This window comes from Vibrio plantisponsor (genome assembly GCF_013041605.1).
GTDB classification, from domain to species: domain Bacteria; phylum Pseudomonadota; class Gammaproteobacteria; order Enterobacterales; family Vibrionaceae; genus Vibrio; species Vibrio plantisponsor.
Genome location: NZ_JABEQC010000006.1, coordinates 59021 through 82412, shown reverse-complemented (window position 1 = coordinate 82412; position 23392 = coordinate 59021). Strand labels below are relative to the sequence as shown.

General features: G+C 43.1%; 18 protein-coding genes. 10 read left to right on the top strand and 8 right to left on the bottom strand.

The genetic code is table 11. The annotated features are described in order from the left end of the window. Positions 1-224: 224 nt before the first annotated feature. Complete coding sequence (locus HKI82_RS10040) at positions 225-1706, top strand: carboxypeptidase M32 (RefSeq protein ID WP_102942127.1); 1482 nt, start codon at positions 225-227, stop codon at positions 1704-1706. Between the two features lie 193 nt (positions 1707-1899). On the opposite strand, the gene HKI82_RS10035 is transcribed toward HKI82_RS10040, so the two are convergent. The 3 genes from HKI82_RS10035 to hrpA all read right to left on the bottom strand — a co-directional run bounded on the left by HKI82_RS10035 (position 1900) and on the right by hrpA (position 7984). Beyond that, the gene (locus HKI82_RS10035) at positions 1900-3141 is read right to left on the bottom strand and encodes an EAL and HDOD domain-containing protein (RefSeq protein WP_171137896.1); all 1242 of its coding nucleotides are present in this window, start codon (positions 3139-3141) and stop codon (positions 1900-1902) included. Between the two features lie 331 nt (positions 3142-3472). Beyond that, positions 3473-3955 carry a porin family protein gene (locus tag HKI82_RS10030; protein WP_102942125.1) on the bottom strand — a complete coding sequence of 161 codons (483 nt, stop codon included), beginning with the start codon at positions 3953-3955 and terminating at the stop codon, positions 3473-3475. A 99-nt stretch (positions 3956-4054) separates the two neighbouring features. Continuing rightward, positions 4055-7984 carry an ATP-dependent RNA helicase HrpA gene (gene hrpA / locus HKI82_RS10025; RefSeq protein WP_171137895.1) on the bottom strand — a complete coding sequence of 1310 codons (3930 nt, stop codon included), beginning with the start codon at positions 7982-7984 and terminating at the stop codon, positions 4055-4057. A 183-nt stretch (positions 7985-8167) separates the two neighbouring features. Between hrpA and HKI82_RS10020 the strand changes: the two genes are divergently transcribed. From HKI82_RS10020 to HKI82_RS10010, 3 genes are all read left to right on the top strand, one after another. Continuing rightward, a complete protein-coding gene (locus HKI82_RS10020) occupies positions 8168-8755 on the top strand; it encodes an FMN-dependent NADH-azoreductase (protein WP_102942123.1) in 588 nt (195 codons plus the stop codon). 341 nt (positions 8756-9096) lie between these two features. Beyond that, entirely contained in the window at positions 9097-9459 is a 363-nt protein-coding gene (locus HKI82_RS10015) for a VC1380 family protein (protein ID WP_102942121.1), read from the top strand. 103 nt (positions 9460-9562) lie between these two features. After that, positions 9563-10009, top strand: coding sequence for a tellurite resistance TerB family protein (locus HKI82_RS10010; RefSeq protein WP_102942120.1), 447 nt, complete (start codon positions 9563-9565; stop codon positions 10007-10009). A 72-nt stretch (positions 10010-10081) separates the two neighbouring features. Here HKI82_RS10010 and HKI82_RS10005 read toward each other — a convergent pair whose 3' ends face one another. Then, positions 10082-10612: a 3'-5' exonuclease gene (locus tag HKI82_RS10005; protein WP_102942119.1), complete on the bottom strand. Its 531-nt coding sequence runs from the start codon at positions 10610-10612 to the stop codon at positions 10082-10084. Positions 10613-10937: 325 nt separating this feature from the next. Between HKI82_RS10005 and HKI82_RS10000 the strand changes: the two genes are divergently transcribed. From HKI82_RS10000 to HKI82_RS09985, 4 genes are all read left to right on the top strand, one after another. Then, complete coding sequence (locus HKI82_RS10000; RefSeq protein WP_102942118.1) at positions 10938-11570, top strand: DUF2760 domain-containing protein; 633 nt, start codon at positions 10938-10940, stop codon at positions 11568-11570. Beyond that, positions 11570-13474 carry an Hsp70 family protein gene (locus HKI82_RS09995; protein WP_171137894.1) on the top strand — a complete coding sequence of 635 codons (1905 nt, stop codon included), beginning with the start codon at positions 11570-11572 and terminating at the stop codon, positions 13472-13474. Before HKI82_RS10000 ends, HKI82_RS09995 begins: the two co-directional genes overlap by 1 nt. Positions 13475-13539: 65 nt before the next feature. Further along, a complete protein-coding gene (locus HKI82_RS09990; RefSeq protein ID WP_171138011.1) occupies positions 13540-16356 on the top strand; it encodes an Hsp70 family protein in 2817 nt (938 codons plus the stop codon). A gap of 481 nt (positions 16357-16837) precedes the next feature. Then, the gene (locus tag HKI82_RS09985; protein WP_102942116.1) at positions 16838-17386 is read left to right on the top strand and encodes an MSHA operon transcriptional regulator; all 549 of its coding nucleotides are present in this window, start codon (positions 16838-16840) and stop codon (positions 17384-17386) included. A gap of 108 nt (positions 17387-17494) precedes the next feature. Here HKI82_RS09985 and HKI82_RS09980 read toward each other — a convergent pair whose 3' ends face one another. Together HKI82_RS09980 and HKI82_RS09975 are read right to left on the bottom strand one after the other, a co-directional pair. Further along, positions 17495-17722 carry a hypothetical protein gene (locus HKI82_RS09980; protein ID WP_102942115.1) on the bottom strand — a complete coding sequence of 76 codons (228 nt, stop codon included), beginning with the start codon at positions 17720-17722 and terminating at the stop codon, positions 17495-17497. Between the two features lie 151 nt (positions 17723-17873). Beyond that, on the bottom strand, positions 17874-18653 hold the full coding sequence (locus HKI82_RS09975) for a GNAT family N-acetyltransferase (RefSeq protein WP_240956694.1): 780 nt from the start codon (positions 18651-18653) through the stop codon (positions 17874-17876). Positions 18654-18945: 292 nt separating this feature from the next. On the opposite strand from HKI82_RS09975, the gene HKI82_RS09970 reads away from it, so the two are divergent. Continuing rightward, positions 18946-20919, top strand: coding sequence for a diguanylate cyclase domain-containing protein (locus HKI82_RS09970; RefSeq protein WP_102942114.1), 1974 nt, complete (start codon positions 18946-18948; stop codon positions 20917-20919). On the opposite strand, the gene queC is transcribed toward HKI82_RS09970, so the two are convergent. Beyond that, a complete protein-coding gene (gene queC, locus HKI82_RS09965; protein WP_102942113.1) occupies positions 20885-21574 on the bottom strand; it encodes a 7-cyano-7-deazaguanine synthase QueC in 690 nt (229 codons plus the stop codon). The genes HKI82_RS09970 and queC overlap by 35 nt on opposite strands. Positions 21575-21585: 11 nt before the next feature. After that, positions 21586-22254 (bottom strand): 7-carboxy-7-deazaguanine synthase QueE, encoded by a 669-nt coding sequence (gene queE / locus HKI82_RS09960; protein ID WP_240956693.1) that lies wholly within the window; start codon positions 22252-22254, stop codon positions 21586-21588. Between the two features lie 241 nt (positions 22255-22495). Here queE and yidA point away from each other — a divergent pair, with 241 nt between their 5' ends. Beyond that, positions 22496-23302 (top strand): sugar-phosphatase, encoded by an 807-nt coding sequence (gene yidA, locus HKI82_RS09955; protein ID WP_102942112.1) that lies wholly within the window; start codon positions 22496-22498, stop codon positions 23300-23302. Positions 23303-23392 lie beyond the last annotated feature (90 nt).

Below are 23392 nucleotides of genomic sequence, written 5' to 3'. Positions count from 1 at the left end.
TTATGCGCTAAGTCGCTGAATAAAGAGCAAGTCAAATGCCAAATAATTATCATCAACAAATCAATAAGTTAAATTAAACCGTTGAGACATAAAGCAATATCCTGCCTAAAAATAAGTAACTTTCTGCTCAATGAGCAACAAGATTACATCAACTTAATTTGGTGATTAGTTTTTCCCTTGATACACTTTCTGCAAATTTCTTTAAGGATAAAGGAACACTTTCTATGAGTGCATTCAACACCTTAGTTCAACACTTTAAAACCATTTCTCATTTCAGCCACCTATCTGCGATCTGTGGTTGGGACCAAGCTTCAATGATGCCAAATGGCGGCGCTCAGGCACGCTCTGAAGCGATGGCTGAACTCTCAGTTCATATTCATAGCCTAATGACGAAACCACAGCTTGAAGAGTGGTTTGCGTCCGCCGCTTCTGAATCTCTTAATCATCAACAACTATCTACATTAAGAGAGATGAAACGCCAATGGCAGCAAGCAAATGTGCTTCCGGAAAGCTTAGTTCAGGCAAAATCCCTTGCTGGTTCTAAATGTGAACACGCTTGGCGGACTCAACGTAAGGAGAACGACTGGGTTGGGTTTGAAAAGAATTGGGCAGAAGTTGTTAAGTTGTCACAAGAAGAAGCCGCAATCAGAGCAGACGCTACAGGCCTAACGCCATACGATGCGATGCTGGATATCTATGAACCGGGTACAACCACACAATCTTTGGACGTAGTATTTAATGATGTTAAAAGCTGGCTACCAGACTTAATTGATGCCGCGATAGAAAAGCAGAAATCTGAACAGATCATTATGCCTAATGGTCACTATGCGACTGAGACACAAAAAGCTCTCGGTTTAGATGTAATGAAGTTACTTCAGTTTGACTTCAACCACGGCAGACTCGACGAAAGTGTTCACCCTTTCTGTGGTGGTGTACCAAGTGACGTTCGTATTACCACTCGCTACAGCGAAGAAGAGTTTGTTCAGTCTCTGATGGGCATAGTGCACGAAACCGGACACGCACGATATGAACAAGGACTACCGAAATCACTAGCAGGAAACCCTGTGGGTGAAGCACGCTCAATGGGTATTCATGAATCTCAATCGCTATTTTTTGAAATGCAGATTGGACGAAACGAAAACTTTATTCACCATCTAGCAGGCTTAGCTGCGACTCATTTTAAGGATAGTGATAAATACGTTCTTGAAGTGGAGAACATGAAAAAGCTCTACACCCGCGTGAAAAGAGATTTTATTCGCGTTGATGCTGACGAACTCACCTATCCTAGCCATGTCATTTTGCGTTATGAAATTGAACGCGATTTAATGAATGGCAAGATCAAACACACTGATGTGCCGGAGCTTTGGGATACAAAAATGCAAGCCTACATCGGTCTAAGCACCAAAGACAACTACAGAAATGGCTGCATGCAAGATATCCACTGGACAGATGGGAGCTTCGGGTACTTCCCTAGCTACACTTTGGGAGCTATGTACGCGGCTCAGTTTATGGCAGCCATGAAGAAAACAGTGGATGTGGATACGGTTATCCGTAGTGGTGATCTAACGCCTATTTTCAATTGGTTATCAGATAACATCTGGAGTAAAGGCAGCTTATTCACTACTGACGAGTTGGTGACACAAGCCACTGGTGAAAGACTTAATCCTATGCATTTCAAACAGCATTTAACAAATCGCTACCTGTAATCTGTTTATTTCCTTGCGAACAGTTGCATAACTGTTCGCAGTTTACATCTATATTTTGTAGGAATGTCGCTAGATGATATGTACTACAAATAAAATAGATTAAATTTAGTCTTGATGATGGTTATAAGTGAAAATTTCTAACTTAAATTAATTTATCCATATATCAACAAAGACTAAAACCTAACCAAAATCGTCAAACATTGATAGACTGTATCGCTTGAAATACCTCACAACTCCATATTTTAGCTTCTTCCATCGCATCATAAACTTCACTTACCTGTATATCTAACTTAGAACACTGTTGTCCTATACCCTTCCAATTAGCCTGCTCGTAGTGCTCTGCCAATATTATAAGATCTCCTATTGGACCATTCTTCTGCAGAAGAGAGTTTTTAATATCGTCACTAAGTGGGATAGCCTCGAGGATTAATTCCAAGGTGTTGTCTAACATTGCATCTAATAATGATGACATCCCTATCATGAAAGCAAAGGTTTGATAGTCTCTAAAATGGCTATGCTTTGACATTTGCAAACAAAATTGTGCGCGTTGCATAGATAGTTTATATAACTCAAATGGCTTTCTATTTGACATATATGATGCCGCTATCATAGACACAAACATTTTTAATCTTTCTTCACCTAGATAAACTAAAGCCTGTTTAAATGAAGATATAGGTTGTTTGAGCCTGATTGATAGTGAATTAACGAAACTCAATAATTTAAAAGACATCGTAATATCTTGTTCTATAATTTTCTCTACTGTATTAAAATTAACTTGATTTTTACATATTTCAGCAAATAAATTTAATGCACTAACTTGTTCTGGCTCCATGTTTTCACTTTTATTCTTTTGGGATTTAGTGAAAAACTCGCCGTGAAAAAAACGACAGCCCACATTCTGAACTTGATCAAACTGCTCTTTATTTTCAATATTTTTTGCGAGTAATATACACTTCGAACCAATACTTCTTAGTTTCCGAATGAAGTTACAAGTATCTTTAATATTTCTATGTGCGACATCAATATTAACAATTTGTATATAAGGCTTAAATGCGGTCCATTTATTACTGAGAACAAATTCATCACAGGAAATTAGATACCCATTTCTATTTAAATGAATAATTGCAGATAAAAGTTCATCTGTTGGTATGCATGTTTCCAATATTTCTATAACAATTTTATCTTTTGGAAGGCTCATCGGTACAAGATGGATGAGGCTTTTATAAGAGAAGTGTATAAAGCATCTTGAAGAATGGTAATTAGTATTGATGTTAGAATTGATAAATTCATCTATACATTTATGACTACTGTAACTAGGTACATCTGACGAGTCAGGAAATGCATTATTCTCTCCTTCAGAAAATAAAAGTTCATAACCGACAGTATTTTGTTTACGGTTAAATATCGGTCTGCGGGCAATATATGTAAACGACATGTCGCATCCTGATTGCTGATATTGCATCAATCCCATTAGTTCCACTAATGGGATGCTGAGATTTAATTGCCGGATTATATGGAAGTAACATCACACTTTCAATGAAAATATAGCTTTGACGTATATTTAGTGATAGTAGTCATCATTGTTGGTGATTTACATCAAATTAAACCTGACGTTGAGTTTAGTGCTTTGTTATTTACTCGTCTTGAAGATCAGATTACTTCACGTTACTTAGGTTAATTTTTCTAATCGCAAACGTAAAAAAAGCCAGCCTTACTAGGCTGGCTTTTGCGTATCTGCACTATCAGACGTTTTTAAACTCTCAGACTTATAGGAAGTGGAAAGTCGCGTTTAGTGTGAACGAGTCAATATTGTCATTGTCCAATTCATAGTTGTTGTAGCTTGCGCCTACAGAGAATGGCCCCATGATGAAGTACTCAGCACCGAAACCGTACATTAGGTCGATACCGTCATCAATTTTACTGCCATTGATCTCTTTATCCCAAGAGTGAGCACCAGCACGTGCGTAAACATGCAGCGGACCAAAGTCGATGCTAGGTTTAAGTGCAAAGTATACAGAGCTTGCCGATAGTTCTTGGTTCGCAGCAATATCAAAATCACCGTGATCGGTATAACCCGCTTCAACACCGATAAACGGAAGAATACCTGTACCTGCATGCACAGTCATAGACGTAGATGTTTTACCATTAAGGTCAGACTGTCCAACAGACGCACCACCGTAGATCCATGAATCAGCGAAAGCTGTTGTAGACGCTCCGATAAGAGCGAGTGCTAATAGAGTCTTTTTCATAATAAACCTTCTTAAATAACGTGAGGCAACAGTCCCAAATTCGGTGATCCGTTGCCACGTGGCGCCAAATTATAGTGATTTCATTCAGCTATGCAAATCTTATACCGAACATGCATCAATAGCGTTCTTAACACGCTTATCCGAGACAGGATAAGGCGTGCCGAGTTGTTGTGCGAAGAAACTTACACGAAGTTCCTCAATCATCCAACGAACTTCTTTGATATTTTCCGGCAATGCCATTCCCTTAGGAACTTTATTTAACAGCTCTTTGTAGTCATTGCGAATCGATTCCACCTTAAGCATATGCAGACGATCTTTATTCGGATCGATCGGCAATTTCTCTAAGCGGCGTTCTATTGCCTTCATGTATCGCAAGATATCCGGCAGTCGTTTCCAGCCACATTCCGTTGCGAAGCCCTTAAATATCAAGCCTTCGATTTGCGCTTTCACATCGGATAATGCAAATGCCATCGTGAAGTCAACCTTACCTTTCAATCGTTTATTGATATTGAATGCCATTGTTAGAATCGCTTCAACTTGCTTTGCAATATCAACCACTGTGTCACCCAGTTCGGCTCTTACATACTCTTTCAGAGACTCAAACTCTTCTGGCGTCCACGCAAGTCCACCACGTTCTTCAAGTAGCTTATCGATACCACATGCAATGCAGTCATCAATTAAGTCCATCACTTTACCGAACGGGTTGAAATATAATCCAAGTTTAGACTTGTTCGGCAAGTTGGTGTGCAGATATTTAATCGGTGAAGGCACGTTCAGTAAAATCAAACGACGTTGACCTTCGCGCATCGCACTGATTTGCTCTTGCTCCGTTTCAAACAGCTTAATTTCAACGCTGTCTTTTTTGTCTACCAGCGCAGGGTATGCCTTAACGTCAAAACCACCACGTTTCTGCTGATACACTTTTGGCAGTTCACCAAACGACCACGTATGCAAACCCGATTGCTCGATGTCGTCATCAGAAACCTGAGAAAGGGTTTCTTGTACTTTCTCTTTTAAGCTCTCTTTCAGCTCGTAGAGATCTTTGTTCTCTTTAAGCTTACGGTTTCGGTGGTCTACCGCTCTAAAGGTGACTTTCAAGTGATCCGCCACCTGCGACAAATTCCAGTCATCACGCGATACTGTAACGCCCGTCATGCGTCGCAATTCTTTCTCTAAAGCGTCAAGCAGAGGCAGTTCCATCGCATTTACTCGCGCCAAGAATGCATCTGCATAGTTAGGTGCGGGTACGAAATTCTTACGCAAGGTTTTCGGTAGAGACTTAATCAAACTGACGATAAGTTCATGCCGTAGGCCCGGTATCTGCCATTCGAAACCTTGTGGTTCAACTTGGTTTAAGATCGGCAGAGGAATATGAACAGTGACACCGTCACTGTCCTCACCCGGTTCAAACTGATAACTGAGTTTTAGCTTGAGGCCATTTTGATACCAGAAGTTCGGGTAATCTAAATCGGTAATATGGCTGGCATCACCTTTGAAAAGCATCTCTTTTTCAAAGTTAAGCAACTCTGGCGACGCCTTGCTGGTCGCTTTCCACCAAGTGTCAAAATGACGACCAGAAACCACTTCTGTACCAACACGTTGGTCATAGAATTGGAACAAGTCTTCATCATCGACCAAGATGTCGCGACGACGTGACTTGTGCTCAAGCTCTTCAACCTCTTGCAGTAGCGAGCGGTTAAGTTTGAAGAAGCTGTGTTTGGTTTCCCATTCACCTTCAACAAGTGCACTGCGAATAAAGATTTCACGGCTCAATACCGGATCAATATTGCCGTAGTTCACTAAGCGCTTAGGTACAATCGCAATGCCGTAGATCATTACTTTCTCGTACGCCATTACCGCTGCACGTTTCTTCGACCAATGCGGCTCACTGTAGCTGCGTTTGATTAAGTGTTTCGCCAGCGGTTCAATCCATTCCGGCTGAATCTTCGCCACGATACGCGCCCAGAGTTTGGATGTTTCAACTAACTCAGCAGACATTACCCACTTAGGTTGCTTCTTAAACAAGCCAGAGGCTGGGAAAATATTGAAGCGAGCGTTGCGAGCACCTTGATACTCGTTCTTCTCTGGATCTTTGATACCAATGTGCGATAACAAACCAACAAGAATAGCGGTATGAACGCCTTCATAGCTGCCCGGTTCGTCGTTGAGCTTATAATCCATTTCGCGCATTGACTGATGCAACTGGAAGTAAACATCCTGCCACTCACGAATGCGCAAATAGTTAAGATAATCTTGCTTACACTGACGACGGAACTGGTTACCAGTGAGCGCTTTCTGCTGTTGCTTGATGTATTCCCAAAGATTGACGAAAGTAAGGAAATCAGACTCTTCATGCTGGAAACGGCGATGTTTATCATCTGAAGACTGCTGCTTATCACTTGGTCTCTCACGCGGATCTTGAATAGAGAGCGCAGAAGCAATGATCATCACTTCTTTTAAACAACCCATGCGTGGTGCTTCCAACACCATACGTGCTAAACGAGGGTCAATTGGCAAACGAGCCAGTTTACGCCCCACTTCGGTAAGTTGTTTATTACTGTTTTTCGATTCTTCCTTAACCGCTCCGAGTTCTTCAAGCAAACGCACGCCGTCTTGAATATTGCGTTTATCTGGCGCTTCCACGAATGGGAAGGCTTCAATATCACCCAGACCCAGTGCAGTCATTTGCAGAATAACCGACGCTAAGTTGGTGCGTAGAATTTCAGGATCGGTGAACTCCGGACGCGAGTTAAAATCTTCCTCGGAGTAAAGGCGGATACAGATACCCTCTTCCACACGACCACAACGGCCTTTACGCTGGTTGGCGCTCGCCTGAGAAATAGGTTCAATAGGAAGACGCTGAACTTTAGTTCGGTAGCTGTAACGACTGATACGCGCTGTACCTGGGTCGATCACATATTTGATACCCGGTACGGTAAGCGATGTTTCCGCCACGTTGGTCGCCAATACAATTCGACGACCAGCATGCGGTTGGAAAATCTTGTTTTGTTCACCGGCTGAAAGGCGAGCATACAAAGGAACAATTTCAGTATCACGAAGGTTTCGTTTCGACAACGCATCCGCCGTATCGCGAATTTCGCGCTCACCGTTCATAAAGATCAGAATATCGCCTAAACCTTCATCGCAAAGCTCGTCTACTGCTTCAAAAATGCCTTCAAGCTGATCACGTTCGCTATCTTCGTCGCTCGACAACGGGCGGTAACGAGTATCCACCGGATAGGTTCGTCCAGACACTTCAATGATAGGTGCATTGTTAAAGTGGTTTGAGAAACGCTCAGGGTCGATCGTTGCCGAAGTTATGATGACTTTCAGATCAGGGCGACGCGGCAACAACTGTTTCAAATAACCGAGGATAAAGTCGATATTTAAGCTGCGCTCGTGCGCTTCATCGATAATGATCGTGTCATATTGGTTGAGAAAACGGTCGTGCTGAATTTCAGCCAGCAAAATACCGTCTGTCATCAACTTGATTTGTGTTTGATCCGAAATTTGGTCGTTGAATCGAACTTTATAACCGACAAAATTGCCCAGTTCGGTTTCCATCTCTTCTGCAATACGGGTTGCAACTGAACGAGCAGCAAGACGACGCGGCTGAGTATGACCAATCAGACCATATTTACCTCGACCAAGCTCAGCACAGATCTTCGGTAGCTGAGTGGTTTTACCTGAACCTGTTTCACCAGCAACAATAACCACTTGGTTCTCTTGAATCGCTTTCGCAATGTCGTCGCGCTTTTGACTGACAGGAAGAAGCTCTGGGTATTCGATAGTGACTTTCTGGTTGATTCGCTGCTGCACGACCATCATAGATTGTGCGATATCTAAAGCGATTTCATCAAACACGGCATAACGAGCAGCATCTTTTTTGATTTTACTTGCGCCCGAAATACGCTTGCTTAATCGAAAGCGATCTTTCAGCAAACATTGCTTCAGTGCTTTCTTCAGAGATTCTGCACTGTTCGCTTTTGCTGAGTTATTCGTTTCTGTATTTGGCTGTGACTGAGTCAAAGCGTTTACCTATTCTTTTAATTAACAAAACTGCGCGGATTGTATCACAGAGTGCGGTCAGGATTAGCAATTCCTCTTATTCAATTTTTTTGAATGAGTCATGCAAATATTCCTGCTTCTTATGTGTCATAGCTCTCATTATGATGTAACCATCAATGTGATACCTCCAGTAAAGGAAAAATTATGTCTCAAGTACTTGCACTTAAATCCAGCATCCTTGGTGATTACTCTCAATCAAGTAAACTGATTGATGCTTACCTAACCAAATTCGATCAAGATAAACTCGTTGTTCGTGATCTGGCTGCTTCTCCTCTTCCAGTACTTGATTTATCAGTAGCAACAGCACTTCGCGCTACGGATGATCTGACTGCAGAACAAAAAGAAGTTGTTGAACTTTCAGATACTCTAATCGCTGAAATCAACGCGGCAGATACACTTGTTATCGCAGCACCTATGTACAACTTCACAATTCCAACTCAGCTTAAAAACTGGTTTGACTTGATTGCTCGCGCTGGTGTGACATTCAAGTACACAGAAACAGGCGTTCAAGGTCTAATAGAAGGCAAGAAAGCAGTTGTTATCACCACTCGCGGTGGTATCCACAAAGATTCTGCAACTGACAACGTGACGCCTTACCTAAAAACGATTCTAGGTTTTGTTGGTATTACAAACGTTGAGTTTGTATACGCAGAAGCCCTAAACATGGGCGAAGAACCAGCGGCTAAAGGGATTGAATCAGCACAATCTCAACTAGAAGCTATCGCACTGTAATCTCTAATCGTTGTATACCCAAACTACTTGGAGTTGCAGGTAGGCGGCAAGCGAGTGAATCCCCATGAGCATAGATAACTATGTGATTGGGGTGAACGAACGTAGCCAACACCGCTGCAGCTTCAAGTAGGAAGGGGATAAAGCTACAGCATAGCCAGTAGTCCATAACTCAGTGCATTCAAAGCAGTCCATCAAGGGCTGCTTTTTTATTGGCACTGCCTAAATTGGACAAATTTAGTGGCACGCCCCACATTTATTAAGAGAATGAGGTTAAGAATACTTAGTTTTCATGACGTTTGGCCGTTAATATACGCAGACTGGAATACCAATAAGACCACATTTTGAAAGCATCAGAACTTAAAGCATTACTAGACTCACTTCCGCAAGACTTTGACCCAGATATTGTGATGGGTGAAGATTGGCTGCCAGAACGCCTGATTAGTACGCATCTTAATGACGATTTCTTGTTTCTGGAATTCGACAATGCACCAGAAGAAGATCAAGGCGAAGAAGAAGGCCGAGGATTTGTCGAACATGAAATAGAGATGATTCGCAGCCAAATTGAAGGCCTTTTGCGTGAAGAAGACAAAGGCATCAAAACCAAAGCGGAAATGTTGCTGACCTTACTGGTGATGGCTCATGAGCGTACCAGCTCAGAATTTATTGAATTGATTGAACCTTTTGTCTCCGATGATGATTACTAGTCATCCCTTTCTCGCTGATATGGCTAAACCCGATTGAACTGTTTGGCTTAAAATCGGTCTTTAAAATTAATAGATGAAATATATAAGTGAGTGAGATTTCATTATGTTCAACGCAATTACCTCTTTGTTCAAACAGTTGCTCGATGGCCAAGACCTAAGCCAACAAAAACAGAGCCCAAACCTTGCGATCGCATGCTTATTGAGTGAAGTTGCGGGCGCTGACTACCAAACAGATAGCAAAGAGCAAGAAGCCAAACTGCATCTGGTTCAACGCTTATTAGGTTTAGATGAAGCCGAGGCTGAATCCTTAGTTAACAAAGCGGATGAACAAATTAAACAGTCTGCCTCACTGTACGATTTCACTTCTCAGTTGCGTGAGCTTTCACAAGAAACACGTTTTGAACTGATAAAAGCGATGTGGGAAGTTGCCCACGCTGACGGCGAAATTGACCCATTGGAAGATGCCGTCATTCGTAAAGCATCCGAACTGCTTTACGTAGACCATCAGCAGTTTATTCGCGCGAAACTGATGACGGCCAATAAGCAATAAACCGCGACAGATACAACAAAGGGCACTTCAGTGCCCTTTGTTTTGATAACCAGCGGTTTTGATGAGCGATTTTTAAAGCATAGTTAATGCGAGCTTCGCTAAGTTGTAAGCATCCACGTATCCTGAATGCTGGCGACCTTCCCACTCAATTCCTTTTCCTTCTTGAGCAGCTCGATGACCAATACGTTTATCTTTCAGACGATTCTGAATGCGGTATAGGGTGGCGAGATTAAGGAACTCTTTAAACGGCACATCAATCCCCTTTTGTTGGCACTCATTGATCAAGATTTGATCATCTCTTCCCCAAGACGCGTAAATCTTATGTGGACCACCAAAATTCTTCACCATCGACTTTAACACTTCAGCCAATGGGCGACCTTGCTTCTCTATTTTTTTCGGTGTGATACCCGTTAGCTCGGTACAAAACAGCGAAATTTCGTCATGTTCAGGTTTAACGTAATACTGAGCGCGTTTTACGATCTCTCCTGCCGATAAATCAATTTCAGCCAGCCCTATTTCAATGATCTCGCCAGTCGTGCCCACTCCGTTTTCATTCCAACAGCACATTTCTAAATCGAAGCAAACAACACGGTTATAGTTCATTGGTAAATCTGGTCCCTTTCTTTTAAAGCTGAAAATCTAAAATAGAAAAGCCGCTATGTTACCTGAACAAAAGTGAAAACTCGACGCTCAAACGTAATTTAGCCCGCGTCAGCCACGCACAGCGAACTCATTTGCCTACTTATTCTTCAACAGTGTTTAAAAGATAGTCTATTGAACGAGATTAATAGTGAGAAAACCGCATTTCTGTAAGCCTTAATCCTTGAATATGGTAAGATTCGCCCCTATTTTTTTGCTAACTTTTATCTAGTCGTGCAGTAATTTTGCTCAACATTTTCTGCATTCATCCATCTATAGAGAATTCATCATGAACTTCGATTTAAACGCCATTCCAACCACTTTCGATATCCTTCATGCTGGTTTAGCCGCGTCTAGCGTTCTGCTTCTACTTATTGCTGTATCTCGTAAATCCAAAGTAATCGAGAAAGTGGTTGAGAAACCAGTAGAAAAAATTGTGGAAGTGGAAAAACCGGTTGAAAAGATCGTTGAAGTGGAAAAAGTTGTCGAAGTCGAGAAAATCGTCGAGAAAGTGGTCGAAGTTGAATCAAAACTGGCAACAGCCAATACAGACTCTGCAATGCAATTGCTTTCTCTATTCCAACAAGAAGCGCGTCTCATTGATTTCCTAAAAGAAGACGTGGCTGGTTTTTCTGACGAAGAAGTCGGTGCCGCTGCTCGTGTAATCCACGCTGGTGGTCAAAAAGTGTTAAAAGAGTATGTTTCTCTTTCTCCTGTACGTAGTGAAGACGAAGAAAGTCGTATCACGTTGGAAGAAGGCTTCAATCCTCAGCAAGTTAGATTGGTAGGTAATGTTTCTGGCTCTGCGCCGTTCACAGGCACTCTGATTCATAAAGGTTGGAAAGCGGACTCTATGACGCTGCCAAAACTTGCTGAAAACTACGATGCTTCAATTATTGCTCCGGCAGAGGTTGAGCTGTAATGGAACAAAACGCAAAATTCAGTATTGGTATTGACCTAGGAACCACGCACAGCGTTCTCGCTTATGTTGATACGCAAGCGGAAAACCCAGCGGTTAAAGTCATGGGTATCGCTCAGATGACAGCACCGGGAACTGTTGAAACCCGCGAACAGCTCGGTTCATTTTTATACCAGCCTCATGAACATGAAATGTCAGAAGCTTCCAGAAAGCTTCCTTGGACAGATACACCACCAGCCTTGGTTGGCGCAATTGCGCGTAATCTTGGTGTGAAAACGCCGATTCGTCTGATTGCCAGCGCGAAGTCTTGGTTGTGCCATGGAGGCGTGAATCGTCGCGATGCGTTTCTCCCTCAAGGTAGTCCTGAAGATGTGGCAAAAGTTTCTCCACTGCGTGCGACTGAGCTTTACTTAGAGCACATTAAGCAAGCTTGGGACCATGAGCACCCTGCTCACCCAATTTCAGAACAAGATGTCACCATTACTGTACCTGCATCTTTCGACCCAGCAGCTCGTGATCTTACCGCTGAAGCGGCTCGTAATGTGGGGTTCACCCATTTAACTCTGTTAGAAGAGCCACAAGCAGCGCTTTATAGCTGGATTAACAACAGCAGTGATGCATGGCGCAATGAAGTGTCAGTTGGTGAAGTTATTCTGGTGGTTGATATCGGTGGCGGTACAACCGACTTATCTTTGGTGGAAGTCACGGAAGATCAGGGCAATCTTTCACTGAACCGTATTGCGGTTGGTGAACATATTTTGCTAGGCGGAGACAACATGGATCTTGCGCTTGCTTACCGTCTGAAAATGAAGCTTGCTCAAGAAGGCAAAGAGCTCCAACCGTGGCAAGTACAGGCAATGACGCACGCTTGTCGCGATGCTAAAGAAGCGCTTCTGAAAGACTCTGAACTACAATCTGTACCGATTGTGGTACCAAGCCGCGGTTCTAAACTATTGGGCGCGACGTTAAAAACAGAATTAACTAAAGAAGAAGTACAGCAGACACTGGTTGATGGTTTCTTCCCACAAGTTGCTATCACCGAACACCCTGTGCAAAAACCTCGTGGCGCTTTGACTCATATGGGTCTGCCGTATGCACAAGATGCCGGTATTACTCGTCACATCGCGGCTTTCTTGTCAAAGCAAGCCGATGCTCAAGCAAACGGCGAGAACAGCGGTCAGAGCTATGGTGAGCCTGCGCCATTCAATATGGCGGGAATTCCGGGTATGTCTGCGCCGGTGGCAAATTTCATCAAGCCAAACGCAGTTTTGTTTAACGGTGGTGTGCTTAAGTCTGATCTGTTAGCGAACAGACTGTTTACTACCATTAACCAATGGCTAAGTGGCGCACAAGCTCCTCAGGCGAAGCGCCTTACTGGCCTTGATCTAGATCTCGCTGTTGCAAGCGGTGCTGCGTACTATGGTAACGTGCGTCGTGGACAAGGTGTTCGAATTCGTGGTGGTATTGCTTCAGCTTATTACGTCGGTATTGAAAGTGCGATGCCTGCTATTCCGGGTATGGCTCCGCCAATGGAAGCTCTTTGTGTTGCACCATTTGGCATGGAAGAAGGTTCGCATGTTGAAGTTCCAAGCCAACAGTTTGGTCTTGTGATTGGTCAACCGGTTCACTTCCAGTTCTTTGGTTCAACCACTCGCCGAGATGATATTGCAGGTACTCACCTTGATTATTGGGCACCAGAGGAGCTGGAAGAATTGCCTGAAATTCAAGTTACACTGCCTGTTTCAAAAGGACGTCGTGAAGGAGAAGTGGTTCCTGTGACTCTTGCTTCACGAGTGACTGAGTTGGGAACTCTTTATCTCGAAGCGATTGCAGCGGACAACGGCCAAAAGTGGCATGTTGAATTCGATGTAAGAGAATCAGGCGAAGATTCTCAGCAGCAACATTAATCTTTAAACGGCATCCCTAGCGATGCCGTTTATCTATCTGAATATATAACGAGGTTTCTATGATTATGGCAGCACCGCGTTTTCTTGTCGGGATCGATTTAGGTACTACTAATACAGTGGTCGCATTCTGTGAACTGATGGATGATCTCGAACATGCCGCTGTAGAACTCTTTCCTATTGATCAGTTAATAGGCCCCGGTGAAGTGGTTCGTAAACCACTGTTACCTTCATTTAGATATCACCCTGCACCGGGTCAAATTGCGGCCAGCGATTTAACCCTGCCTTGGGATAACCACCCCGTCGAAGGCGACACCGAACTCGCTATTATTGGCCAGTGGGCACGAGATTTAGGAGCAAAGGTCGAAGGGCGACAAGTCTCAAGTGCAAAAAGCTGGTTGTCTCATCCAAGTGTGGATCGCTCTGAAGCCATTCTTCCTTGGGCTGGTGCAGCTGATGTCGAAAAAGTCTCCCCCGTAGTAGCAAGCGCCAGTTATCTCAACCATATCCGCCAAGCTTGGAACTACCGACATCCTAGTAATCCTCTGGAAGCTCAGGAAGTAGTCGTCACCGTTCCAGCTTCATTTGATGAAACCGCGCGAAACCTGACCTTAGAAGCGGCGAAGCTGGCTGGTTTAAACAACATAATTCTGTTAGAAGAGCCACAAGCGGTCTGCTATGACTGGTATTCACGCCATAAAGATTCTGCGAATGAACAACTGTCAGAAATTCCACTAATTTTGGTTTGTGATGTGGGCGGCGGCACCACCGACTTAAGTTTGATTGAAGCGAAGTTTGAAAGCGAAGAGCTGACTTTAAACCGTATTGGCGTTGGTGAACACCTAATGCTTGGCGGTGACAACCTCGACCTAGCGCTAGCTCATTTAGCAGAAAGCCGATTTAATCAAAGTAAGAAGCTCACTGCGGCGGGATTAACAAAGCTTATTCAGCAAACCCGACAAGCGAAAGAAAACTTGCTCTCAAGTAACGCACCAGAGACAGTGAAAATCACCATGTTGGGCAGCGGTTCAAAACTGCTTGGCGGAACAAAGAGCGTCAGCTTAACCAAACAGGAAGTTCACCAGATTGCATTAGATGGTTTCTTCCCTATGTCTGATTTCTCTGAACTGCCAAATAAACGTCGTAGCGCGATGATGGAGTTTGGTCTGCCTTATGTCGCCGACCCTGCTGTCAGTAAACACGTAGCAGAGTTTCTTACTCAGCATCAGCAAGTGTCCAAAGCGGCACTAAACCAAACTGAGCTTAGCACCCCTTCAATCCCTGTTGGCCTGTTGCTAAACGGGGGTGTTTTTAACAGTGACTTAATCACAGAACGCATGCTGAACCTGCTGGGTCACTGGCGTGGTGAAGCCATTACACAGTTGGACAACCCTCATCCAGACTGGTCGGTAGCTTTGGGCGCGGTGGCTTTTGCCAAAGCACGCCGTGGCGCACAACTGAAAATCGGTGGTGGCTCTGCCCGTTCTTATTTCCTTCATTTGAAAGAAAAAAACAGCATGGGCAAAGCGTTGTGCCTGTTGGCGAAAGGAACGGAAGAAGGTCAAGAAATTCGTCTAAGCAGTCGTCGTTTCTCGCTAACGCTAGGTATGCCCGTTCGTTTTAACCTGCTTACCTCAACGCACGATCAAATCGCTGACAACACCAAAATACAAAATGGTGTACTCGTTGAGATTGATGCAGATAAGTTCCAGCCTTTGCCACCTTACATCACTACGTTACAGGGTGATGAAAATATTCAATTACAGGCAAACCAAAAGCAACGCGAAGAGGTATTTATTGCTTGCCAGTTGACCGAAGTCGGCACACTGAAAATGGAGTGTGTATCCACCAGCGATGAGAACAAACGCTGGCTAATGGAGTTTGAAGTACGTAACAGCAGCCAAGCCCAGAACAATGAAGAATCAGAGAAGCCGAATCCTAAACTTGAACAGGCGAAAACACTGGTGACGCAAATATACAGCGGTAATAAGAACAGTGCTGATAGCAAAGCCGTGAAAACCTTGAACAAAGATCTGGAGAAACTACTAGGTAAACGCGACGAGTGGGATTTTTCCGTTTTGCGTTCCCTATTTGATACTTTGGCACAGGGAAGAAAACGTCGTCGTCGCTCTGAACAACATGAAAAGAGCTGGTTACGATTAGCGGGTTTTGCATTGCGTCCAGGTTTTGGTGATGCCACTGACAGTTGGCGAATCGAACAGATTTGGGGCTTATACCAACAAGGCATTCAGTTCCAAAACCATCAAGGCTGGAGCGACTGGTGGGTATTCTGGCGTCGTATCGCGGGCGGGTTAAACCAAGAACAACAAGAGACACTGCTGGCGGATATTGCTAAGCATCTGCACCCCGGTGCTTCACGAAATCCGAAATCTCAGCAAGAAGCGCAAGATAAAGGTTACGAAGCCATGGTTCGCTTAGCCGCTTCGTTAGAACATCTGGACGTGGAAGATAAAGTTCTACTGGCAACTTGGTTTATTAATAAAGCCCTGAACCAAACTCAGTTTGAGCAAGCTCATTGGTGGGCTGTCGGTCGTCTGTTATCTCGTACGCCTCTGTATGGCAGTGCACACAATGTCGTTGCTCGTGAGCAAGTTCAGCAATGGTTACCAAAACTGCTAGACAAAGACTGGCAGAAAGAACCAATGATCGCGTTTGCAGCAGTGATGATTTGCCGTAAAACTGGCGATAGAACGCTGGATATCTCAGACGATTTTAGAACTTTGGTTCTTGAGAAACTCAAGCAAAGCCGAGCGCCTGAAGCTTGGATACAGTTGGTCGAAAATGTCAGTGAACTGAGTGAAACAGAGTCTAAGCGTATTTTTGGTGATGCCTTACCCCATGGTTTAACGCTCATTTCTCACTAAGGAAATCTAAACTGAAGCCATCTTAAACGTCTCGTTAAGCGGCTTCAGTTTTTCTCAAAATCCCATCTTTGCTTAAGCAAGCCTTACTTAAACTCTCTTTCATCGTTCATTTCTATATATATTTTCTTTCAATTAGATGAAAAAATGCGCATTTTTAGACTCGCATTCGAACTATGAACCGTTGTAGAATGTGCGCCCTCGCAGCCCGAGTGGTTAACTCACTGTAAGCGGCGAGAAATTCTCTGCTCGATTTGAATTTGCAAACCATAGAGAAGTTGCTGAATTAAATTACTTAGCGAATGTGATTTGCCTAAGTGAATACCATCAACCTTATTGCAGATTCAGTTGAGAAGAGTATAAGTTGATTTACACTCAAATGAGTTCAACCCAAGGTGTAGATCGTTTTCGATACCTTATATTCGAAATGGCAATAACTTTCGTATTAACTTCTTACAGCATTACTTAAAGATCGTGAAAGCCAATGAATCAAGATAAGTTTACTAACGTTTATCGTCTGCCGGGTTCTATTCAGGTTCGTATTGCTAAATGGCAAGCGACGTTTCGTGGCACCTCGGATATTGTGTTGCACAATGCACTCATCGTTCGAAACAAGCAATTCCAAAAACCAGATTTTCTACCCAGAGGCTGGTGCCTGACACCTTTCTCTGAAGACGATATTTCTATCACTCATCATGGCAAATACATTCAAACAACGATGCTCACCATGATTGATAAGAAAGTGTCGTACAAACGTGTTTATTTGTCTCGAGTACCCCTTGAGCAAGCAGAGCCCGCTTTACGTCAGTACAAAATAGAGTGGATGCGTAAGTACAACGATATCGTTAACAAATACAATAAGATAAAGAAAAAAGAGTTAATGGTTTATGCTTGGGAAGAAGTTGAAACCCTTTACCCCGCTATTCCTAAAGCACAATTTGATAAGAATTTATGGAATAAGTTAGTGGTTTCTCAATTTGGACCAGAGCGTAAATACTCTAACCCTTACTATGTAAAGAAAGCCGATTTTTAGTTCTTGTTTATCAGCAAACAAAACTTAGCTCTAAAATATTTAAGGCTCATGTGAATTCACATGAGCCTTTTTACTTTCAACTAATTACACGTTCAATCTTTTGTTTGATCAGTGTTGAACGCCAGATGGATTAGAGCCGAAATCGGATTGTTGATAGATATCGGCAAGGGATTTGTTTTTGTGCTTTGTGGTATGACGTCGAGATCGTTTCGGTTCAAATTCTTGCTCGACATGTTTGAGTGTAGCTTCGTGTTCCTTAGCCATTTCTATAAATTCAGGGTTAGACATCGCCTCTTGGCGTAGGCGGTTAATGCGTTCTAATGTTTCTAACAACATACGTTACCTCCTCTAGCACTGTTTATGTGTACAGTATAGATAAGGTTACACAATTGTCAATAAAACACTGGTTATTAACACAGTAACTGTGCTTTGGCTCTTACTTCATGATCTTTAACCATTCATGCAGTAAATATTTGTTTTCAAAACATTAGTTGATATCAGGATGTCGATAGAAGTACGGCGTAGTTTTGGCGATCACTGTAAAACCGTATCGCTCTACAATAGGTCGACTCATTTCAGAGGCATCAATATATAAATAGTGTTTACCCGCAAGGATTGAATCTCTGATGCGTTGCTTGAGCAATGCTTGATAATGCCCTCGCCCACGGTGAGTTTGAACCGTACTCCCACCCCAAATTCCAGCAAATGGAGAATTAACACTGTTGAAGATCACCCACGCAGAAGAAACAGGCTGCTCACCATCATAGATAACATAAATACGGATGTTCTCAGGGCATGTTTGTTTGAGATTTAACAGATGCAAAAAATAACCACTGCAATCTTCCACCGTTTGAGACTGCTTCACTGCAATTGCATCACGGATTCCACGTTCATCAAACGCCTCAACGCACTGGGGCTGAAGTTCTGGGACTGAATTATAATCACGAAGATTCAAAACCATAAAGGACTCTGGATCTTGTTCGTAAAAACCTTTGTTGAGAAGCATACTGTCGATATCGCTTGGCTTATCGAAATCGTAAACCTTCCATTCAAAGTTTTTACCTAAGCGGTAGAAATACTCCATTTGCTGATCAATGACTTCAGACGCCTTTGAGCTATCTAAATTGAAATAGGCAATAAAGCTCCCATCTTCATCAGGAGACACTACCCTGACAAGCGTAGTGTCCGAATAGATCTCCCAACCGGGTATTTCAATATGCATACGCTCATAGCAGTTAAACTGAGTCATGATTTCAGCTGCGTTCAAGGTATTCCCTCTCGAAAACAAAAAATAAAGACGTCTAAGATCGATTGACCTGATATGGTGTTCGGCATTATCTACTTAGTTTTTAAATAGTGTTAGTAATTTCGAACTTTTACGTATTTCTTGTTTTAAGTTAGCTGGTTAGCTCTGATTTTGTCCTGCAAACGCAACTTATTTGGAGTGAATTTCGGCGCATTTCACAGATTATTATCTGGCAAAAATAACGAATTGAGAGCCTCTTTCCAGAAGCTTATAGTTGTGGGGGTTTCCAGCAACTCAGCTTACAGTGCTTGCAATGCTCAATATTTACACCGCGATTCTTTTCTTCTCATTCTTCGTTTTTAACCCTCTCAGCCAAGCGAGTGAAAGAGCTGAATGGGAAGCGGTGGTTAATAAAGCCCTGAGTCGTAATCCCGACTCTGTGCTGTACCTTCTCAAAGACAGGTATACCTCACTCCCGCCGAGCGCAGAAAAACTCTATATTGCCAGTCGTATTCATGAATACATGACCAAGCTTGGACAAGATTATTTTGCTAGTGACAATTCTAATCAACTTTCATACAACGAAGAAGAAAAGCGATTTATACAAGCGCTCAATGAAGAGAAGAACAAGCAATACATTAACGCTAGCGGGCTGTACCAAGAGCTCTATTCGCGAATGAAACAACGACAAGATAGTGATGGCATTTTCTTGTTTGAATACCATTTGTGCCGCTTGGTAAATCTGCAAGCAAACAATTTGCACAGCCAAAAATTCTGTAACCAGCTTCAGAGCTCGCTTGAGCAAAGCAATAATCCCGTGGTTCCTCGCTATCTTGCTTTCATGGTTATTGCAAAAAATCTCGAACTTATCGGTGACTACAAAGGTGCTCTAGACAACTACAAGCGTTTGCTGGATGAGCTTCCAGAAGGAACCAACACCGCAGCAATTTTCAATGATATCGGCCTGTTACTTTGTACCTTGGGACAACATCAACAGGCTCTTGAATACCTCTACCGTGCTCTGACACTTCACATAGAAAACCGAAACGACGATGGCATCGCACAAACAGAGCACAATTTAGGTGAGGCCTATCATCACAAAGATGAGTTTCACCAAAGCATCGCCCATTTTAATAAAGCCCGTCTTATCCACCTTAAAAAAAACAATCTTAGAGGGTTGGCTTATGTTCATCTTGGTTTAGGTAAGTCACATACTGAATTAGGCTCGTTTCACAAAGGCATAAATGAACTATTAAAAGGTCTCGACTATGCCATTCAATACAACGAGATTAGTCTGAAAAGCGATGTCATACTTGCCCTGTCTAACTCCTATGTTCAGAAGAAGTATTACAGACAAGCTGAATATTACGCATTAAAGGCAAAAGCCCTTGCTGAAGAGTCACAAAACACCCGTACGCTAACCCAGTCGTTGCGTCAGTTAGCAAAGATTGCGGACAAGAGTGGTAAGTATGAAATGGCACTCTCGTATTACCGCGAGTACGTTGAAAATGAGATTACAATTCGCGACCGTGAACACTTCCAAGCTTTGGAAGCGTTAGATCAATCAACCTCTTCTCTCGAACAGAAAAACATTAGGTCAGAACTGCTAGCGCAGAATGAACAGCTTAATATCCATGTAGATTCAATGAGGCAGGAACGACGTTACTTGCTGCTACTTATTGTATTTCTGCTGCTCTCCATCGCCTATCTTGTTCACAAATCGGTTCATTTAAACAGTAACCAGAAAATGGACTGCCTGACTGACGCTCTCCATCGAGCAGTCTTCATTAATCATTTGAAAACAATAGAGCAGCCTCAATCCATGGAAACCAGACACCTAGTAGTTCTTTTTGATATCGACAATCTTAAATTGATTAACGACAAGTACGGTTACGAAGTTGGCAACAAGGCACTGAGAACCATCTCCGATGGGATGAAGCAGTGTTTGAAGACGGATGATTTCTGGGGACGTTTAGGTGGTGATGAATTTATCACCGTATTAACCAATGTAGATCAGTACGAAGTGCAGCATAGGGTTGAATCGTTACACAAGGCACTAACCTCTAAGCCTTATTGGTATCACACTAACGAGGCGGGTAATAACAAGCCGCTGTATTTATCCACCAGCTTTGCATTTATAGCAACTGCGGGGCAAATCAGCGACTTTAATCAGCTCTACTCCGTTTTAGATCAGGCGTTATTCAAAACCAAACAAAAAGGACAAAACTGTATTTTCGATGCTTGCAGCGATTCTATTGATTGTTCTTTTGCTTTAAAGACTCAATAACAGCGGCGCGGTTATCCAAGTAATCGTTCAGCCCTGCCTTACGTAAATGACAGGCAGGACAATCACCACATCCGTCACCGATGATGCCGTTGTAACACGTCAGTGTTTCATTGCGCACAAGATCAAGCGACTGGTATTGATCAGCCAATGCCCACGTTTCAGCTTTATTTAACCACATAAGCGGAGTGCGGATTTCTAGCTCACGATCCATCCCTTTGACGAGGGCACTGTTCATCGCTTGGATGAAATCGTTTCGGCAGTCCGGATAACCTGAAAAATCGGTTTCACAAACACCCGTAATGACCGTATGCGCGCCAATCTGGTATGCGTAAATACCTGCTAGCGTTAGAAACAGGATGTTTCGACCAGGTACAAATGAGTTTGGAAGACCGTTTTCCTGAAGTTCATGAGAAACAGGAATATCGTCGCGAGTGAGTGAACTGATAGCGAGTTCATTAAGCAGACCAACGTCTAGCACTTTGTGTGCAGTTACGCCTAACTTCTTGGTTAACGCTTGAGCCACTTCTATTTCAAGTTTGTGTCTTTGCCCATAATCGAAGGTAATGGCATGAACTTCATCAAACTCTTGTAGCGCTTGGACCAAACATGTCGTTGAATCCTGACCACCACTAAATACAACAACCGCTTTTTTCATGGGTAAATCCTTTAGGCAATACTGAGGTACTTATGTGTTTGAATAGACAGACGCCAGTTACGCGCCACGCAAGTATCTATACACAATTGTGTTGCTCTGGGCTTTTGACTAATAGGCTGCAGAGCAATCACGGTTGACTCGGGAACATTGGCAGACTGGAGCAACTGATCCAAGTTCTCAATATCTTTGTCTGTCGCAACTGGATGTTTAATCTCGTTCGCACGTAACAATGCCGATTCAATAACCGGTAACTTACCTTTCATTGCCACTTTTGGTGACACTGTCACCCATGTATCTTTAGTTGCTCTAACTTCAAAGGTTCCGCTGGTTTCGATTTGGCATTGGCAGCCAATCTCGTCAAACGCCTGGGTAAGAGGAACTAAATCATAGATACAAGGCTCACCACCAGTAATAACAATATGCTTCGCTGTGTATCCTTGCGACTGATACATCGCAATGATCTGTTGTGCGGAAGCAGAGCACCAGTTTGGCGAGTCTCCAGTCTTTACAATAATCTGGTCGAAAGACAGCTGGTCTTGCTCATTGGCTTCCCACGTCTGCTTAGTGTCACACCAAGCGCAACCCACAGGGCATTCTTGTAGACGAACGAATACGGCAGGAACGCCTGTAAATACGCCCTCACCCTGTATCGTTTCAAACATTTCGTTAACTTTGTACAAAGTATTTTGCCTAATTCAAATTTCCGAAAAATCGCAGCCGCAGACCTTAATAGAAGGTCTGCTTCAGGTCAATTTAAAACCTCGCCTGAATCACAAAAATCATCATTGAACTAAATGAATTATCCGCATTCCGGCTCAAACTAATCATGCAATTTGTTTTGCTCTTTGCATCACAAACGAGCAAACTGTCATAAATTATAGATATTCTTTTCCGAATTAATTTAAGCATTCTAGGTATCACATGTACAAAATCATCGCCCTTGATATGGATGGCACTCTTCTTAATAGCCAAAAACAAATTACGCCACGCACAAAACAAGCTATTGCTCTGGCAAAAGAGCAAGGTGTAAGAGTGGTTCTTGCTTCAGGTCGCCCAATTGATGGTATGCGTAGCAAACTTGAAGAGCTGGAATTAACCTCAGATCAAGATTATGTCCTTCACTACAATGGCTCTATGGTGCAAAACGTCGCGACTGGTGAAGTTATCTATAAACAAATCATTGACGGCAAAGCCGCGAAAACCATCGCCAAACTGGCCGCTGAGCTAGGTGTAAATACGCACGCATTCAGTCAGATCCATGGGCTTATCACACCGCGCGTCAGTGAGTTCACAGAACTTGAGTCGAAAATAAACGACGGCTTAAAGATCACTGAGATGGATTTTTCAGAGCTAGACGACGATCACCCTATCATCAAAACCATGATTGTCGCTGAACCAAGCCTGCTCTCTGAAGCAATCAAGAAAATCCCTGCACATTTGCATCAAGAATTTACTGTGGTGCAAAGTGCCCCGCACTTTCTAGAGTTTTTGAACACACAAAGTAACAAAGGTGTGGGTGTTAAAGCGATTGCAGACCACCTTGGCGTGCCAGCAAGCCAAGTGATGTGTATGGGTGATGCTGAGAATGATCACCATATGATTGAGTATGCAGGAATGGGTATTGCGATGGCTAACGCAATGGAAGAAACCAAACGCATCGCAGATTACATCACTCTCAGCAACGATGAAGATGGTGTTGCAGCGGCTATCGAGAAGTTTGTTCTGTAACCATTTCGGCTAACAATCCGCAATAAGATCTAAAAGGGCTGATTTCTATATATGAAGTCAGCCCTTTTGATTGATAACAGTTTGAATTAA